The 16,601-nt window shown below is 38.7% G+C and carries 15 protein-coding genes; all 15 read right to left on the minus strand.

Annotated elements, in window-relative coordinates; genetic code table 11:
* Positions 1-124: 124 nt before the first annotated feature.
* Positions 125-3,685 carry a chromosome segregation protein SMC gene (gene smc / locus Q0594_RS06010; RefSeq protein WP_298730508.1) on the minus strand — a complete coding sequence of 1,187 codons (3,561 nt, stop codon included), beginning with the start codon at positions 3,683-3,685 and terminating at the stop codon, positions 125-127.
* Positions 3,686-3,702: 17 nt separating this feature from the next.
* Positions 3,703-4,413 (minus strand): ribonuclease III, encoded by a 711-nt coding sequence (gene rnc, locus Q0594_RS06015; RefSeq protein WP_298730510.1) that lies wholly within the window; start codon positions 4,411-4,413, stop codon positions 3,703-3,705.
* 115 nt (positions 4,414-4,528) lie between these two features.
* On the minus strand, positions 4,529-5,731 hold the full coding sequence (gene hflX / locus Q0594_RS06020) for a GTPase HflX (RefSeq protein WP_298730512.1): 1,203 nt from the start codon (positions 5,729-5,731) through the stop codon (positions 4,529-4,531).
* A 1-nt stretch (position 5,732) separates the two neighbouring features.
* The gene (gene miaA / locus Q0594_RS06025) at positions 5,733-6,674 is read right to left on the minus strand and encodes a tRNA (adenosine(37)-N6)-dimethylallyltransferase MiaA (protein WP_298730514.1); all 942 of its coding nucleotides are present in this window, start codon (positions 6,672-6,674) and stop codon (positions 5,733-5,735) included.
* Positions 6,664-7,392 carry a glycerophosphodiester phosphodiesterase gene (locus Q0594_RS06030; RefSeq protein ID WP_298730516.1) on the minus strand — a complete coding sequence of 243 codons (729 nt, stop codon included), beginning with the start codon at positions 7,390-7,392 and terminating at the stop codon, positions 6,664-6,666. The genes miaA and Q0594_RS06030 overlap by 11 nt, the downstream gene beginning before the upstream one ends.
* Positions 7,389-9,110, minus strand: coding sequence for a DNA repair protein RecN (gene recN, locus Q0594_RS06035; protein WP_298730518.1), 1,722 nt, complete (start codon positions 9,108-9,110; stop codon positions 7,389-7,391). The genes Q0594_RS06030 and recN overlap by 4 nt, the downstream gene beginning before the upstream one ends.
* 3 nt (positions 9,111-9,113) lie before the next feature.
* Positions 9,114-9,929, minus strand: coding sequence for a TlyA family RNA methyltransferase (locus Q0594_RS06040; protein ID WP_298730520.1), 816 nt, complete (start codon positions 9,927-9,929; stop codon positions 9,114-9,116).
* A gap of 9 nt (positions 9,930-9,938) precedes the next feature.
* Positions 9,939-10,817: a polyprenyl synthetase family protein gene (locus tag Q0594_RS06045; protein WP_298730521.1), complete on the minus strand. Its 879-nt coding sequence runs from the start codon at positions 10,815-10,817 to the stop codon at positions 9,939-9,941.
* A gap of 4 nt (positions 10,818-10,821) precedes the next feature.
* Positions 10,822-11,034 (minus strand): exodeoxyribonuclease VII small subunit, encoded by a 213-nt coding sequence (gene xseB / locus Q0594_RS06050; RefSeq protein ID WP_298730523.1) that lies wholly within the window; start codon positions 11,032-11,034, stop codon positions 10,822-10,824.
* Positions 11,034-12,368: an exodeoxyribonuclease VII large subunit gene (xseA, locus tag Q0594_RS06055; RefSeq protein ID WP_298730524.1), complete on the minus strand. Its 1,335-nt coding sequence runs from the start codon at positions 12,366-12,368 to the stop codon at positions 11,034-11,036. The genes xseB and xseA overlap by 1 nt, the downstream gene beginning before the upstream one ends.
* A gap of 3 nt (positions 12,369-12,371) precedes the next feature.
* The gene (gene folD / locus Q0594_RS06060) at positions 12,372-13,220 is read right to left on the minus strand and encodes a bifunctional methylenetetrahydrofolate dehydrogenase/methenyltetrahydrofolate cyclohydrolase FolD (protein WP_298730525.1); all 849 of its coding nucleotides are present in this window, start codon (positions 13,218-13,220) and stop codon (positions 12,372-12,374) included.
* 688 nt (positions 13,221-13,908) lie between these two features.
* A complete protein-coding gene (nusB, locus tag Q0594_RS06065) occupies positions 13,909-14,370 on the minus strand; it encodes a transcription antitermination factor NusB (protein WP_298730526.1) in 462 nt (153 codons plus the stop codon).
* Positions 14,370-14,759, minus strand: a complete 390-nt coding sequence (locus Q0594_RS06070; RefSeq protein WP_298645789.1) for an Asp23/Gls24 family envelope stress response protein — start codon at positions 14,757-14,759, stop codon at positions 14,370-14,372. The genes nusB and Q0594_RS06070 overlap by 1 nt, the downstream gene beginning before the upstream one ends.
* A gap of 100 nt (positions 14,760-14,859) precedes the next feature.
* Positions 14,860-15,921, minus strand: coding sequence for an aminopeptidase P family protein (locus Q0594_RS06075; protein WP_298730527.1), 1,062 nt, complete (start codon positions 15,919-15,921; stop codon positions 14,860-14,862).
* 86 nt (positions 15,922-16,007) lie between these two features.
* On the minus strand, positions 16,008-16,601 hold a 594-nt coding region (locus tag Q0594_RS06080), incomplete at its 5' end, for a carboxyl transferase domain-containing protein (RefSeq protein ID WP_298730528.1).

The following is a 16,601-nucleotide window of genomic DNA, read 5'->3' on the forward strand; positions in this document are numbered from 1 at the left end:
CATTTCTGCTTTCATTATACGCTTATTGAACGTATCTCTTATAGTATACCACAAAACAAGCCATTCGTATTAAAAAATAAGAGGTAGCGCGTATGTGCTACCTCTTACTCTTATTTCACTTCTTCTAATTCGATTCGTCAAAGTCTTCAAACTTAACGGATGCGAGTTTTGATACCCCAGATTCTTGCATGGTTACTCCATACAATACATCGGCTTCTTCCATCGTACCACGACGGTGCGTAATCACGATGAATTGCGTACGGTTTGTAAATTCTTTTAAGTAACGACCGTAACGCGCTACGTTTGCTTCATCCAGTGCGGCTTCAACCTCGTCGAGTAAGCAGAATGGAACTGGCTTCACTTCTAAGATTGCAAAGAGTAATGCAATCGCTGTGAAGGCACGTTCTCCACCAGAAAGTAAGCTGAGTGATTGAAGCTTCTTACCTGGTGGTTGAGCAATAATCTCAATTCCTGTTTCGAGTAAGTTCTCTGGATCTGTTAATTCAAGTGTTGCACGTCCACCACCAAATAAACGTGGGAATGTGCGCTCAAATTGGGTACTTACCCCATCAAACGTTGTCTTGAAGCGAGTTGTTACCTCTTGATCCATTTCTGTAATGGTTTCTTCTAACGTTTGTTTTGCTTCAAGTAAATCTTGTTGTTGCGCTGTTAAGAATGTAAATCGTTCTTGTACCGCTTCAAACTCTTCAATCGCCAACAAGTTTACAGCACCCATTTGTTCGATTTGTTGTTTTAGGCTACGAACGAGTTTCGAAGCTTCTTCAATCGACATATCAAGTGTTGTTTTGGCAATCGCTGCTTCAAACGTTAATTCGTATTCTTCACTCAAGTACGTCAATTTTTGGTCAATTGAAATTTCGAAACGATTCGCTTTCGTTTCTAATCGTGTTTGATTTTTCAACTGACCTTGTAATTGATGTTGCGCTTGCGTTCTAGCAGCTTCTGATTGTTTTACATGAATTTCTAGTGCTGAACGCTCATCACGTAATTCCTTAATCAGTATATCGAATTCGTCCACTTGAGCTTTTAACGCATCATACTCTTCTTGAATCTTCGCGTAAATCGCCTCATCTTCCTCTTGATTACGAGACTGTTCCGATTTCTTAGAATGTAATAATTCAATTTGATCTTCTAAACGAGTTTTTTGAAGTTTTGTTTGATGAATTTCACGTTTTTCTTGGTTAAATTGCTCTTGTACACGAGCACGATTTGTGCCAAGTTCTTGCAATTCTTTTTGTTTTTCTTGAATTTGTTGAGTTTTATCCTCATTCGATAATTGAAGGTAATCCAATTCTTTTTTCAAGGATGCATTTGCTTTTTGAAGAGCCACTAATTTCTCATGGTTTTCAACGTATTGTTCTTCCAATTGCTCATATGCTTCAATGAGTTCATCCATTTCAAATTGGTTTGCTTGTTGAATACGTTCGTGTTTTTGAACTTCTTCAAGCGCAAATCTTGATTGGAATTCTAGTTGGTTGAGGGTTTGTTCCAACTGAGTATGACTCGCATTTAATTCGCGATACTCTTCTTCTAGCTTGTTCTTTTCAGCTGTCACTTTTTGGAACTGTGCTGACAATTTTTCGTATTCAGCCTTTGCTTCTTCGAATTGCTTCGTCACTGTTTCTAACTGACTGTTACGTCGAACGAGTGATTGTTGTCCAGAATTCTTAGAAGCTCCCCCTGTCATCGAACCACCTGCGTTTACGACATCCCCTTCAAGTGACACAATACGATAGCGATAACCAAGTTGTTTCGCTAATTGTTGCGCTACTTGCAAGTTTGTTGTTACAAGCGTTGTTCCAAGTAAGTTTTTGATAATAGATGCAAATTTATTATCTGTTGAAACAAGTTCACTTGCGATACCAATAAAGCCGTCTACCTTTTTCGCTTGATTGAACACCGCATCTGGTATTTGTTTTTCTTTAATAATCGATAATGGTAAGAATGTTGCGCGTCCTAGACGATTCGTCTTCAAATACGTAATCGCTTTTGCAGCAGCCTTCTCGTCTGTTACAACGATATGTTGGCTCGTCGCTCCTAGCGCGATATCGATGGCTGTCGTTAATTGTTCATCTACACGAATGAGTTCTGCTACTGAATTGACAACACCTGGCAATTCTGATTTATGCTTTAGAACTTCACGAACGCCTTGATAGTAACCAGCATAATCTTCAGATACTTGTTTCAAGCTTCGAACGGTCGCTTGTAATTGTTGAAGATGTCGTTCCTTTTCCATCCCTTCATTAGAAAGAATAGAGTGTCGCTCATTGATTTTTGATAATTTTTCTTTTAGAGCTAGAAGCTGTTTTTCAGAACTTGCTTTTTCTTTTGTGAGTTCTTCAATCTTTTCAATGAATTGATTTGCTTTTTCTTCTAAAGCTCGATGTTCTTCATCAAAGGAATCAAAACGCTCTGTCATTTTTTCTTGAGTGTTTTGGTTTACTTCCATAGACTTCTCAAGGTTCTTCTCTTGGTTGAGTAAACGTGAGATTTCTTGTAATTGCTCAATATAACGATTTTGAAGCTCTTTAACGCTTTCCTCGTTACTTTGACTTAATTGGTCTAATTCTTCGACTAATTGACTCCAAGCATCTTCTACGTTCTTTAATACAACCTTACGTGCTACTTGATTCTTTTCAAGAAGAGTTAATTTTGCTTCCACTTCTTCTAACTCACGAATCGCAGCAGCTAGTGCTTCTTGATTTTCCTCATCGCTACGTTCTGCAAATTGGCGACGTTGCTCGAAGACTTTACGTTGACCATCGAGTTGCTCTACTTTTTGGATTAATTCTACGTATTCTTCTTGTTTTGCATCGAGGTCTTCATTACGGGCTTCAAGTTTTTCTTGATTTTCCTCGATGTCCAATTGAAGGCTTTCTAATGTTGCTTCTGTTTGCGCTAATTGCTCTTGCAGTTGCTCTACTTCTTGAAGAGCTACTTTCCACTGAGCGTTTAATGTTTCAATTTCGACTGCTAAAAGAGCGGTTTCCACATCTTCTAACTGTTCTTTCTTAGAAACGTAAGCAATCGCCTTTTCGCGTTGCTCTTCTAGTGGTGCTAATTGGCCTTCAATTTCATGAAGAATATCTTCCACACGATTCAAGTGATCTTGTGTTTGATTCAATTTACGTTGCGCTTGATTTTTACGGTCTTTGTATTTTAACACTCCAGCCGCTTCTTCGATAATCATTCGACGTTCTTCAGGCTTTTCATTAAAGATTTGTTCAACTTTCCCTTGAGAAATCAATGCAAACGAATCTTTACCTAACCCTGAATCCATCATTAAATCTGTAATGTCTTTCAAACGTACTGGTTTCTTGTTAATTAAGAAATCACTTGCCCCATTACGATTCAAACGACGCGTTAACACGACTTGTGTTTGATCCGTTGCCAACACTTTGTCTTCGTTGTTGATATACAGATTAACTTCGGCAATATTCACTGGTTTTCTTGTTTGAGAACCTGCGAAAATAACGTCATCCATCCGTTTCCCACGTAAACTCTTAGCAGATTGTTCCCCAAGGACCCACTTAATCGCTTCAGAAAGATTAGACTTTCCACTACCATTAGGTCCTACAACCGCAGTCACGCCTTTATCGAATTCAATTGTTGTCTTATCGGCAAATGATTTAAATCCCGACATTTCAATTTTTTCTAATTGCATGCTTTAACCCTTTCTTTCTATGAAAGTGAACTCTTTGTTAGTTCTTCCATAGTCAATTTTGCGGCCATTTGCTCGGCTGCTTTCTTAGTCTTGCCGCTCGCAGTCTTGTATTTTTTTCCATCCACAATTAATTGAACAGTAAAAATTTTATCGTGCGAAGGTCCTTCTTCTTTAACTAATTCATAGCGGATTTGTACCGGACCATTTTGTTGCAAGTATTCTTGTAACTCTGTTTTGAAATCAGTAATTAGTTCATATCGTCCATTCTTAATTTTAGGGATAACAACTAGATTAAGAAAACGCTGAACCTCTTTCACTCCTTTATCAAGATATAGTGCCCCGATAAAAGCTTCAAATACGTCACATAAAATAGCAGGCTTCTCACGTCCGCCGCTAAGTGTTTCGCCTTTTCCAAGCAGCAAATACTCATTCAAAGAACATTCCTTCGAAAGCAAAGACAAGCTATCCTCACAAACGATTTGAGCTCGTAGTTTCGTTAATTGTCCTTCTTGAAAGTGTGGAAATTGTCGAAAGAGCCAATCGGAAATCGTTAATTCTAAAACAGCATCTCCTAAAAATTCAATACGCTCATTATAGATTCCCTTCATTTCTTTATGTTCATTTGCATACGAAGAGTGAGTCATCGCTTCCATAAGCAATGCCTCGTTCTTAAATGAAATATCGAACTTCTCTTTTAAAATTTTTGAGAGTGTTTGTATCTCCTTCATGATGGCCTCCTGAAAAAATCCTTATCTTTAACATTATACGAGTTTTAGGGTTGGATTACAAATGTACTCCACAATAAAACGGCTTGATTCATAGGTTCAAGCCGCTTTATGAATATTATTTACGATAGCCTTTGACACAATATTGATTTTTTTCTTCGTCAAAATTTAATGATTCTACGAGGGTACGTTGTTGAAGTTGATTTAACTCTTTCGTCTCCGTCACTTCTACCCATTCTTCGTAGTATGTCATTTGTGTTTTGACTTGTTCTTTTAAAAATTCTTTTAAACGTTCAATATCCGCATCATTAACTGCAGATATTTGAATAGAAGGATAAAGATTCGGTTGAAATTCGCCTTCAATCAAATCTGTCTTATTATAGACTGTCACCATCGGAATTTCTTGCATTTCCAAGTCATTGACTAAGTCTATTACTGTCTTTTCATGTAAGGAAAACTGCGCATTTGACGCATCCACCACATGAACTAATAAATCGACATCTGCACTTTCTTCGAGTGTGGATTCAAACGCATGAATCAATGTCGGTGGTAACTCTTGAATGAATCCTACAGTATCTGTTAACGTCACTTCAAAGTTCGGGAACAAGTCCACTTGTCTTGTTAATGGATCAAGAGTCGCAAACAATTGATTCATTTGATATGTGCCAGCCTGTGTTAACTGATTTAAAATTGTAGACTTCCCAGCATTCGTATACCCGATTAATCCAAGTTGGAATCCATTAGAACTTTTTCTCTTCTCTCGTGAACGTTCACGATGTTTTTTGATTTGTTCTAGCTGTTCTTCGATATCTTGGATTTGCTTACGAATATAACGTCTATCTGTTTCTAAACGCGTTTCCCCTGGACCACGTGTACCAATTCCCCCACCTTGACGAGACAAGCCTTCACGTTGTCCAGAAAGACGAGGGAGTAAGTAGTTTAATTGAGCGAGCTGGACTTGAAGTTTCCCTTCTTTAGAGCGAGCGCGCATTGCAAAAATATCTAAAATCAATTGTACACGGTCAATAATACGACAATTAATCGTTTCATTGAGATTTTTTACCATCGAGCCAGTGAGCGATTGATAGAATACAACAAGGTCCACTTCTAGTTCGTCGACAAGATGACTGATTTCTTCGACTTTCCCTTTTCCAACAAGTGTACGTCCACTAATCGACTCACGTTTTTGTGTCACAGTAGCAACCACTTCACCCATCGCTGTATCGACTAACTGCGCTAGCTCTTGGTTCGCATATGAGAAATCCTCATCTGTTTGCGTTGTTTGCACACTTACAATTATGACGCGTTCTCTTTGTTCCATTCTATCCCTCCTCTACAAAAGCTGATAGTTCCTCTAATAGTTCTTCTTTATCTTTTGGATTCTCTAATAAATTCACCCAACGAATTTGTGGTAGTCGATTTCTAAACCAAGTTAATTGACGTTTAGCGTATCTTCTTGAATTTTGCTGAATAGACGAGATAATCGCCTCGCGCGACTGCTCGCCTTCAAAATAAGGAATCCATTCCTTATATCCAATTCCACTAATCGATTGGATATCTAGACCTTTTGATTTTTCATATAACTCTCGAGCCTCTTCTTCCAGACCAGCCTGAGACATCAGTTGTACACGCAAATTGATGCGCTCATATAGAAGTGCTCGGTCTGTATTTAAACCAATAATAAACGCATCATAGTGCGACGTCTTTTGAATTTCTAGGCTTGAAAACTTCTTACCTGTCGCATGTATCACTTCTAGCGCACGAATCACGCGTCTAGGATTATTCACCGAAATCTTGGCAGCCGCCTCAGGATCTACTGCATTCAATTCATTCCAAAGCACTTCTGAACCTTTTTCTTCCAGTTCTTTTTCTTTTAATAAACGATAGTCCGGATCATTCGAACCCTCGCCGCTATAATGGAATCCATATAATAGGCCTTCGATATAGAGTCCTGTTCCACCAACGATAATCGGTAGTTTTCCACGACTCGTAATGTCTGCAATAGCTGCTTCGGCCTTCTCTTTAAAGTCACTTGCAGTAAAAGGTTCATCCCACTCACAAATATCAAGCAGGTGGTGAGGAACGCCTTCTTTTTCTTCCTCAGTAACTTTTGCTGTCCCAATATCAAGACCTTTATACACTTGAAGCGAATCTCCATTAATGATTTCGCCATTGAAGTGTTTTGCTAGTTCAACACTGAGAGCTGTTTTTCCTACCGCGGTTGGTCCCACGATAATCATAATTTTTGGTAGCTTATCGCTCATAGTTCTCCTTTAATTGTAACGCCTTTTGCGGATAGTCCGTAAAAATGGCTTCAATCTGTAGTTCAAAGCAACGGTTAATATCTGTATCTTCATTCACAGTCCATACACGTAAAGGTAATTGATTCGTATTCCATTCAAGCGTCCAATCTAGTAACTTCAAATCAGGATGATACGATTCTTTTTCAAGCATCGCGTCACCTTTATTTGCCCACTCGACTGACTCAAACAGAAGTCCAATTTCTTGAACTGGCTTCATCTTTTTGAGCTCAACTAGTGTATATGGATTAAAGCTAGAATAGACAATTGCAAATGGCCAAGACTCTGTAACTTGGAGCTCGAGACATTTCTCAACAAGTCCTTCATATTGAATAATATCTGTTTTTAGCTCGATATTTAATTGCCCGTTAAAGTTCAATTCTTTTAATAAGTGAAGTACTTCGTCTAACGTTGGAATCTTTTCACTGGCAAATGTCGCATTAAACCAACTACCGGCATCCATTGCTTTGATTTCTTCTAGCGTTAAGTTTCTGATTTCTCCAGTACCATTGGTTGTGCGGTCAACTGTTTCATCATGTATAACAACTAAATAGCCGTCTTTTGTTAAATGGACATCGAGTTCAATCCCATCACTTCCAACACGCACTGCTTCTCTAAAAGATGCGAGTGTGTTTTCTGGATGAGTCCCTTTACTTCCTCTATGTGCAAAGATTTTTGTCATTTGCGTTCACCTTCTGCTCGTGTATCATTTTCCTGTTTTATTGCGTTTGAAATTTGTAATAATTCTTTAGCATTCTCAAGTGTTAATGCTGTAATCGTCGTACCTGAAAGCATACGTGCAATCTCTTCTGTACGTTCTGCTTCATCCATCACTTTCAGAATCGTATGCGTACGTTCGCCTTCTTCCACTTTTTCAATATGAATATGCGTATCGGCCATACTTGCCACTTGTGGTAAATGCGTAATACTCAACACTTGAGCGTATTCTGAAATGTAGTGCATCTTCGAAGCAATCGCCTGCGCTACACGTCCGCTGATACCAGTATCCACCTCGTCAAAAATAATCGTTCCAACGAGTTGTTCTTTCGTGAAGATAGACTTCATCGCTAATGTAATACGCGACAACTCTCCACCAGAGACAATCTTGCTTAGAGGCTTCAATGGTTCCCCTTTATTCGTTGAAATGTAAAACTCAACGATGTCAACCCCTGTTTCAAGTAAGGCTTCAGTTGTCTCAAATTGAATAGAAAATTGCGCATTCTCCATGTAGAGACCGTGCAATTCGCTCACAATATCGGCTTCTAAGCGTTTGGCCACTTCACGACGAATACTTGAAATCTTCTCTGCAATCGCAAAGGCTTCAATAGTTGCTTTCTTCAACACTTTTTCTGTTTCAGCAATCAATGCTTCTTTATTTTCAATCTTATTCAAAGCGTCTCTAGCTTTATCTTGGAAGGCTAGAATTTCTTCTGCATCATCTCCATATTTACGTTTTAATTGATAGTAAACATCAAGGCGCTCTTCAATAAAAGCAAGGCGTTCTTCATCAAATTCTGCATTTTCGATTTCATGACGAATCGCACTTGCAGCATCTTGCAGTTGATAGTAAGCCTCGCTCATTTGCGTAGAAAGTGTCTTAAAGCTTGTTGAAATTAACTCTAAGCTTTCCACTTCACGAGTAGCTTCTCCGATGGCATCAACGCTTGAAAATTCATCACCTTCAAGTGCACCTAGAGCTGTCTGAAGAGCAGTTTGGATTTTTTGGAAATGCGTAAAGTATTCTTTTTCTTCGCTTAACTGCTCTTCTTCACCCACATAAATATTGGCTTCTTCGATTTCTTGAAGCTGAAATTTCAATAGATCCACGCGTTGTGCATCTTCTTTTTCTGCCGTCTGTAGGGCTCTTAGTTCTTGTTTAGCTACTACGACTTTTGCATAAGCTTCATCGTACTCCGCCAACAATGGGCCCATTTGTTGGTGTGCGAATTCATCTAATAGCCCTAAGTGTTTTTCTTCGTTTAATAATAAGAAATGCTCATTTTGGCCATGAATATCGATTAAGTAAGGTCCGATTTGTTTGAGGAGCGCAACAGTCGCTAACTGTCCATTAATACGGCAGTTTGATTTTCCATTTTGCAATAATTCACGTTGAATCATTAATTCATCTTCAACGACTTCAACCCCGAATTCTTGAAGCTTTTCAACAACGGCTGGATCCTCAATTCGGAATACCCCTTGAATCAAGGATTTTTCTTCACCATAACGAATCATTTCAAGCGATGCACGTTCACCAATTAATAGGCCCACCGCATCAATAATAATCGATTTCCCAGCGCCCGTTTCCCCGGTTAAAACCGTCATCCCTTTTTCAAACGTACACTGAACTTCTTCGATAATGGCAAAATTCTTAATATAAATCTCTTGAATCAAGTTCGTCACCCTTTACTTTTTTAATCGTTGCGCTTCTTTAACCGTCTCACGAGCGAGTTCTTCAAATGAACGAACCTCACTTGAAGCCGTATTTCTTAAATGCGCTAAAAATTCAATATTTCCACTTCCACCAGTGATTGGTGAATACGTTACTTTTTCTACAGTAAATCCGATTTGTTCACTGAAGCTTAAAATATCCACTAATACATCCTCATGGACTTTTGGATCGCTGACAATTCCTTTTTTCCCAATGCGTTCACGACCTGCTTCGAATTGCGGTTTAATCAATACAAGCACGTCGCCACCTTCTTTTAGAATTGGTTTTAATGGCGGTAAAATCAGTTTCAACGAGATAAACGACACGTCGATGGATGCTACATCCGGTTGCCCTTTTGTGAAATCATCTGGTGTAGCGAAACGAAAATTCATTCGCTCCATCACAACAACACGCTCATCTTGGCGTAGTTTGTAATCTAATTGGTTATAGCCCACATCGAGTGCGTAACTTTGTTTAGCACAGTTTTGTAAGGCCGCATCTGTAAATCCACCAGTTGAAGCACCAATATCAAGTAAAATCTTTCCATCGACACTAACATCGAATTCTTTTAAGGCTTTTTCTAATTTCAAGCCGCCACGAGAGACGTATTTTAACGGTTCTCCTTTAATCATCAATGAACTCGTTACAGGAATTTTCTCCCCTGGTTTATCGTATCGGTTATGATTCACTGCATCCACAATCTGTCCTGCCATGACAAGACGTTTTGCTTTTTCTCTGGAATCCGTCAATCCTTGTTGGACGACCAGAATATCCACACGTTCTTTTTCCATTTGTTACTCCTATATTTCTAAATACGTTAAAAACTCAATGAGAAGAGCCATTGTTTGTTGGTTTTCTGACGTAAATGCCACTTCTTCCAATGCACGTTTACAAGACGAAATTTCGCTTGCTAAGGCTTCTTTCGCACCTTCAACACCTAATAGTCCCGGATACGTATTTTTACTTAGTTCAGAATCCTTACCTGTTTCTTTCCCAGTTTGTTCACTTGTCCAACATACATCTTGTAAGTCGTTTTGAATTTGGAATGCTAGGCCAAAGTGTGTTGCATAAGAAACAAAAGCTTCTTTCATCTTAGCATCATCGACAAAAAGATTCCCAAGACGAACAGCAGCTAGTAGTAACTCGCCGGTTTTCTCACGATGGATTTCTTTCATTTGTTCGAGAGTAATCGTCACTTCTTCACTAGCAATATCTTTCATTTGGCCAGAAATCATGCCGCTCATACCAGAAGCACTCGATAAAATCTTCACTGCTTCTACTAATTGACGAGCTTCCAAGTTGGCATTTGCAGCTACCTCAAATGCTAATGTCAGTAATGCATCGCCTGCTAAAATTGCAGTGGCTTCATCAAACGCCTTATGCACAGTTGGACGACCGCGACGCAAATCATCATCGTCCATTCCCGGTAAGTCATCATGAATAAGGGAATACGTATGAATCATCTCTAAGGCACATGCTAAGTCTAACGCGGCTTTATTTGTCGATGTTCCAGCAGAACCAACTGCAAGCGTTAAGAGTGGTCTAATGCGTTTCCCACCGGACTGTACCGCATAAAGCATGGCTTCTTTTAGGCGAGCTTCTGTTGGTCTTTCTTCAATGAGCTTTGTTAAGTGGTTAGCTACATCTTGTTGAAGTTGTTGAATGACAGACTTCACCATAGGACTATGCCTCTTTTCCTTCTGCATTCACTGTAATCATTGCGCGAACTGTTTCTTCTGCTTTTGTTAATGTTTCATTACAAAATTGACTAAGTTCCATTCCTTCTTTAAATTTATCTAATGCTTCATCAAGTGGAACATTTCCACTTTCTAATTGTCTTACGATTTGTTCTAATACAGACATTGCTTCTTCAAATTTTAATGTTTTCTTCGCCATTATAAACTCTCCTTATTCTTTTCATTAACGGTCGCATTTACAAGACCATCACTTAACCGAATCTCGATTTCTTCATTATTTTCAATTTGTTCTACCGAATTTACGATTGTTCCATTTTTAAACACAATACCGTATCCTCGTGTCATAATTTTTAATGGACTGAGTAAATCCAATTTCTCTACTAGTTGGTGGAACCTAATTTGCTTATCCTGCAAGTAGTTTTGATTACTATCAAGTAATTGCTTTTGTATCCATTCAAGTTTTTGCTTTTGTTGAATTAACAATTGTTCTGGTGAAACTAATTGCAGACGGTGCGTAAATTGCATCGACTGTTGTTTTGCCAGGTGGAGTCTTTGTTGCATCCCTTGCATCAACTTCAATCGTAATTGATCTACTTGCTGTGCATACACTTCATACATGCGTTCTGGTTTTACAAAAATACCAGACTTTTCTAGTTTACTTAATAACTCTTTCCTTGTATTTAACTGGTTAAGTATCGTTGTTTGCAAGCGACCCGTTAAGTTTCCAAGTGTTAAATGGATGTCATTGAGTACCGGTGTCGCGAGCTCAGCTGCGGCAGTTGGTGTTGCTGCACGTTGGTCCGCGGCAAAGTCAATTAAAGTCGTATCTGTCTCATGTCCTACACTTGAAATGATTGGAAGGGCGAATGAAGCAACACGTCTTACAACAGGTTCTTCGTTAAAGGCCCATAAATCTTCGATGGAACCTCCACCACGACCAATAATAACCACATCAGCATCCGACTGTTCTACTAAGTCTAAATTTTTAAGAATGCTTGGAACTGCGTGCACTCCTTGGACCACTGTTGGATATAACACGAGTTGCGCAATCGGGAAACGGCGAGCAACTGTTGTTTGAATATCTCGAATAACGGCACCTGTATCACTCGTTAAAATCGCAATTTTCTTTGGAAATACAGGAATCGGTTTCTTCGGTCCAGAGAATACTCCTTCTTCAGTTAATTTTTTCTTCAACTGTTCATAGGCTTGATAAAGAGCTCCTACCCCATCTGGTTCCATGTGCTCAATAATCATTTGATATTTCCCAGATTTCTCATAGACAGTAACGCGACCAATCACAAGAACCTTCATTCCTTCTTCGGGTTGGAATTGAATTTTCTTATAGGCGCCTTGGAACATCGTTGCTGCGATAATCGCATTTTCATCCTTTAAGTTGAAATACTTATGTACACTATTTTTATTAAAGTTCGAAATTTCTCCCGTCAAATAAACACGGTCTAAGTGCGGATCACGGTCAAATTTAGTTTTAATATACTTCGTCAACGCGGTGACGGTTAAGTATTCTTGTTCCATGTCCTACTCCTTCTTACTTTTTGCATTTTTTACGGTTTGAGCTAGTAACATCGCAATGGTCATTGGCCCTACTCCACCAGGTACTGGTGTAATCGCACTTGTTAGTGACGCTACATTTTCAAAGTCAACGTCTCCGCAGAGTTTTCCTGCTTCATTACGATTAATCCCAACATCAATCACAACGGCTCCCTCTTTTACAAAGTCTTTTGTAACGAGTCCTGCTTTCCCTACTGCACTAATGAGAATATCAGCGCGTTTTGCCACTTGCTCTAGATTTTTTGTACGGCTATGACAAACTGTGACCGTCGCTCCGTGGTTTAATCCTAATAGTGCCATTGGACGGCCAACAATTGTACTTTGACCGATGATCACCATCTCTTTTCCAACAAGGTCAATATTGTATTCTTTGAAGAATTCCATTATTCCTTGTGGGGTACATGGAACAATCGATTCATCCTTTTGTAGTAACTTCCCTAAGTTCACTGGATGAAAACCATCCACGTCTTTTTCAGGAACAATCGCTTCTAAAACAGCATCTGTATCGATATGCTTTGGCAGGGGTAATTGTACCAAAATCCCATGAACTTTAACGTCTTGATTGAGCTTATTTACGTATTCTAATAACTCTTCTTGTGTCGTTTCTTCACTGAGGCGAATCACGTTTGAATGAATACCCACTTCTGAAGAAGCACGTTCTTTATTGCGCACGTATACTTGGCTAGCTGGGTCTTCTCCAACAAGAATAACGGTTAGTGAGGGTGTGACTCCACTCTTAGAAAGTTGTTGTACTTCCTGTTTTAGTTCTTCTCTTATTTTTCCAGCTAATGCTTTCCCATCTAGAATTTGCGTCATAGAAGTCTCCTTTTTCAAAAAATATATGTAATATTGATAAAAATAAAATATGTATGGTGGAATTAACAAATGTGTGAATTAACATATATGTTAATTTTTTGGGTGTAATCAAGGGATTGTGCTCTGACTTAAACGCAGTGGTTTATTCGCTTTCTTTTCATCACTCGTGATTCAAGAAAGTCTAATAAACTGTGTGAACGAAAGACTACGAAGCAGAATATTCTCGCACTGTGAGAATATTCTTAGCTTCTGTCTTTCTGCTTCACATCCAGTAGTTGAGTTCAGGCTCATAGCTTTCGCGTTCCTTTCCGACAATTATCCGCACGTCCGTAGCGGACGCTTTCGTTAATTTCGGTAAAGGGTCGAAAGCTGACCACTCGCCCTCACATCCTGAAGTTGAGTTCGGCTTCGCAGAAATCGCGTCCACTTCCCAAACCATACGCACATCGTCTTTAACGATGCTTGCGTTGGTTTGGTCCAGTGGTCGATTTCTTACCGCGAAGACTCACATCCTATTTTTAGTTGAGCTCGAAAAGGCATAGGCTCAAGCCTTTCGAGGTTAGTCCGCACGGTCTTCTAGACCGCTTACGGCCAACCTGCAAACCGTCATCGCCTATAAGCGCCTTTTCTCGCATCCTGTTTTAAAAAAGAGTCTGAAACGTTTGCTTCAGACTCTCCTCTTAGAATCTTACCCATTTACAAAGTTTGATAAGATACCATTAATAAATTTCGCTGATTTTTCATCACTGTAAGTTTTGGCAATTTCAATTGCTTCGTTTAACGCTACAGTTTGTGGAACTTCTAATTCTGGAGAAGTCATCTCAAAGATTGCTACTCGCATGATGATCAAGTCTAAACGTACAATACGATTTAATTTCCATCTCTTAGAGTGTTTTTCAATTAATCTATCAATCTTTTCGAGATTATTTTGTACTCCTCTTACTAATGCTATGCTGTAAGTAATTTCCGGAACTTCGTTTAATAAATCTTCTTCCGTAATTGCATCGCTAGAATAAGGTGAATCTTCTGAGCATTCCAACGCAAGACTGAGCGCATCCACAATGTGCATTTCAGGAGTCATATCTAATTGATATAATGCTTGAATTGCCAATACACGTAGTGCTCGTCTTTTTAATGGTTTTCGACTCACTATTCATCCCCCAATTCAAATAATTCAGTTTCTTCTTGCTTAACCGGTAAAATATCATGAACATGAACATTTACTTGTGAAATAACAAGTTCACAACTGAAAAGCAATTGTTCTTTAATTTTGTTTTGTAATAATAATGCTGTTTTAGGAATTGAAACCCCATAGTCTACGTTTCCGTAAATATCGATCACAAAGGCACCATTTTCCTCTGTTAAATATGCCCCTTTAGATAGTTCTTTCCCGCCAAAAATGGTATTTAATAAACCAGGAACAGGATAAAATCCTTTTACTTGTGCAGCAACAATCCCTGCAATACTTTCAATTACTTCAGGCGCAATTTCAATCGCTCCTAGTTCTTTATCTTTAGAATATTTCTTCATTTGTTCCATTTTGTAACCTCCTTTTTTACTAGAAAATTACTCTTTAAAAGATTTTCTCAGTCTCATTTAGTTTACCATGAAACAGGTATTCTAACAACTACAGTCCATTTTAAAGGATGATTAATTCACGAGGAACTTGTTGAATGACTTCTCCGCCAGTTTCACTGATAATAATGTCATCTTCAATACGTACACCACCCACACCTGGAAGATAAATTCCTGGTTCATTTGTAATCACATTTCCTGGTACAAATGCTTGTGTTGCAATGCGAGAAACATTTGGTGCTTCATGGATTTCAAGACCGATACCATGTCCTGTTGAGTGAGTGAAGTATTCTCCATATCCACGACTAGCGATATAATCACGAGCGATTTTATCTAATTCAACCCCTGTTTTACCAGGACCAGCTGCTTCGCTTACTTTTAATTGAGCTTGCAAGACAACATCGTGAATTTCTTTTAATTTGTCGATGGGTTCACCAACTGCGATTGTTCTTGTCATATCTGACACATAACCATTGTAGTAGCAACCAAAGTCTAGTGTTACTAAGTCTCCAGTTTCAATCACTTTCGCACTCGCAACTCCGTGAGGCATTGAAGAACGAACCCCACTTGCAACGATTGTATCAAATGAAACTCCTGTCGCACCTAATCCACGCATATAGAAATCTAATTCATTTGCCACTTGGATTTCAGTCACACCTGGTTTGATGAAATCTAAAATGTGTAAAAATGCTGCATCTGAAATACGACAAGCTTCACGAATCGTTTGGATTTCTCCAGCGTCTTTCACTTCACGAATTTTTTCGACAATGTTTTGTGTTGGAATTAATGCTGTATCAAATGCATCTTCAAAAATTTCTAATTGAGAAACTGAAACATGGTCTGCTTCAAATCCAACAAATTTTAAATCATTTTCGCGAATGATTTTTTCAAACGCTGGAACCCAACCTGTTTTGTGTTCAATCACATGAAATCCTTTTGCTTGTTGTTGAGCTTGTTGTGTGTAACGAGCGTCGGTAACAAAATAAGCATCTGTTAATGTGATTAATGCAAACCCAGTTGTTCCAGTAAAGTTGGCTAAATAACGTAAATTGTATGGACTATAAACAATGAATCCATCAATTTCTTGTTCTTTCATGGAATTTCTTACTTTTTCTAAACGTGTCATAAACGATCCCTCCAATGAAAATGGTAACTTTAGTATAACAAAAAAGAGCCTAACAACAAAGTCAGGCTCCTTGATTTTACTCATTTTTAATACTGATTAAATCGTTCTAATCGACGAGATACAATCTCCTCTTTCGATTTCTTCATCCAAAAATCTAATTGCACTTTTAATTGCTCACGTAATTCTGATGCAATTTGTTCATTAGATTTTTTCTTCTCAAAAATCACTCGGTCAACGATTTTTTGTTCTAATAAATCATGACAAGTAAATTTCATGAGTTCAGCAGCTTGAGCAGCTTTTGATCCATCTTTCCACAAAATAGATGCAAATCCTTCAGGGGAAAGAATAGAATACATTGCGTACTCCATCATCCAAACTTCATTAGCGACTGCTAATCCTAAGGCTCCACCACTTCCACCTTCTCCACAAAGGATGGCGATAATAGGAACTTTGAGATGACTCATAATACGGAGATTATCCGCAATGGCCTCTCCAATTCCACGTTCCTCCGCAGTAGCCCCACAGAAAGCACCCGCAGTATTGATAAAGGTAACAACTGGTCGATTAAATTTTTCAGCTTGTTTCATCAATCGTGCACTTTTCCTATACCCTTCAGGATGCACTTGACCAAAATTCGTTTTAAGATTTTCTTGAAGAGTATGTCCTTTTTCCATTCCAAT

Source organism: uncultured Granulicatella sp. (assembly GCF_938030755.1).
Lineage (GTDB): Bacteria > Bacillota > Bacilli > Lactobacillales > Aerococcaceae > Granulicatella.

What these genes read in the sequence shown, in the direction of transcription:
- rnc (WP_298730510.1), bottom strand. Translation starts at nt 4,413, where the DNA reads ATGAAGGAGATACAAACACTCTCAAAAATTTTAAAAGAGAAGTTCGAT.
- smc (WP_298730508.1), bottom strand. Translation starts at nt 3,685, where the DNA reads ATGCAATTAGAAAAAATTGAAATGTCGGGATTTAAATCATTTGCCGAT.
- Q0594_RS06030 (WP_298730516.1), bottom strand. Translation starts at nt 7,392, where the DNA reads ATGACAAAAATCTTTGCACATAGAGGAAGTAAAGGGACTCATCCAGAA.
- Q0594_RS06070 (WP_298645789.1), bottom strand. Translation starts at nt 14,759, where the DNA reads ATGGAACAAATGAAGAAATATTCTAAAGATAAAGAACTAGGAGCGATT.
- hflX (WP_298730512.1), bottom strand. Translation starts at nt 5,731, where the DNA reads ATGGAACAAAGAGAACGCGTCATAATTGTAAGTGTGCAAACAACGCAA.
- Q0594_RS06040 (WP_298730520.1), bottom strand. Translation starts at nt 9,929, where the DNA reads ATGGAAAAAGAACGTGTGGATATTCTGGTCGTCCAACAAGGATTGACG.
- Q0594_RS06045 (WP_298730521.1), bottom strand. Translation starts at nt 10,817, where the DNA reads ATGGTGAAGTCTGTCATTCAACAACTTCAACAAGATGTAGCTAACCAC.
- xseB (WP_298730523.1), bottom strand. Translation starts at nt 11,034, where the DNA reads ATGGCGAAGAAAACATTAAAATTTGAAGAAGCAATGTCTGTATTAGAA.
- Q0594_RS06075 (WP_298730527.1), bottom strand. Translation starts at nt 15,921, where the DNA reads ATGACACGTTTAGAAAAAGTAAGAAATTCCATGAAAGAACAAGAAATT.
- miaA (WP_298730514.1), bottom strand. Translation starts at nt 6,674, where the DNA reads ATGAGCGATAAGCTACCAAAAATTATGATTATCGTGGGACCAACCGCG.
- xseA (WP_298730524.1), bottom strand. Translation starts at nt 12,368, where the DNA reads ATGGAACAAGAATACTTAACCGTCACCGCGTTGACGAAGTATATTAAA.
- folD (WP_298730525.1), bottom strand. Translation starts at nt 13,220, where the DNA reads ATGACGCAAATTCTAGATGGGAAAGCATTAGCTGGAAAAATAAGAGAA.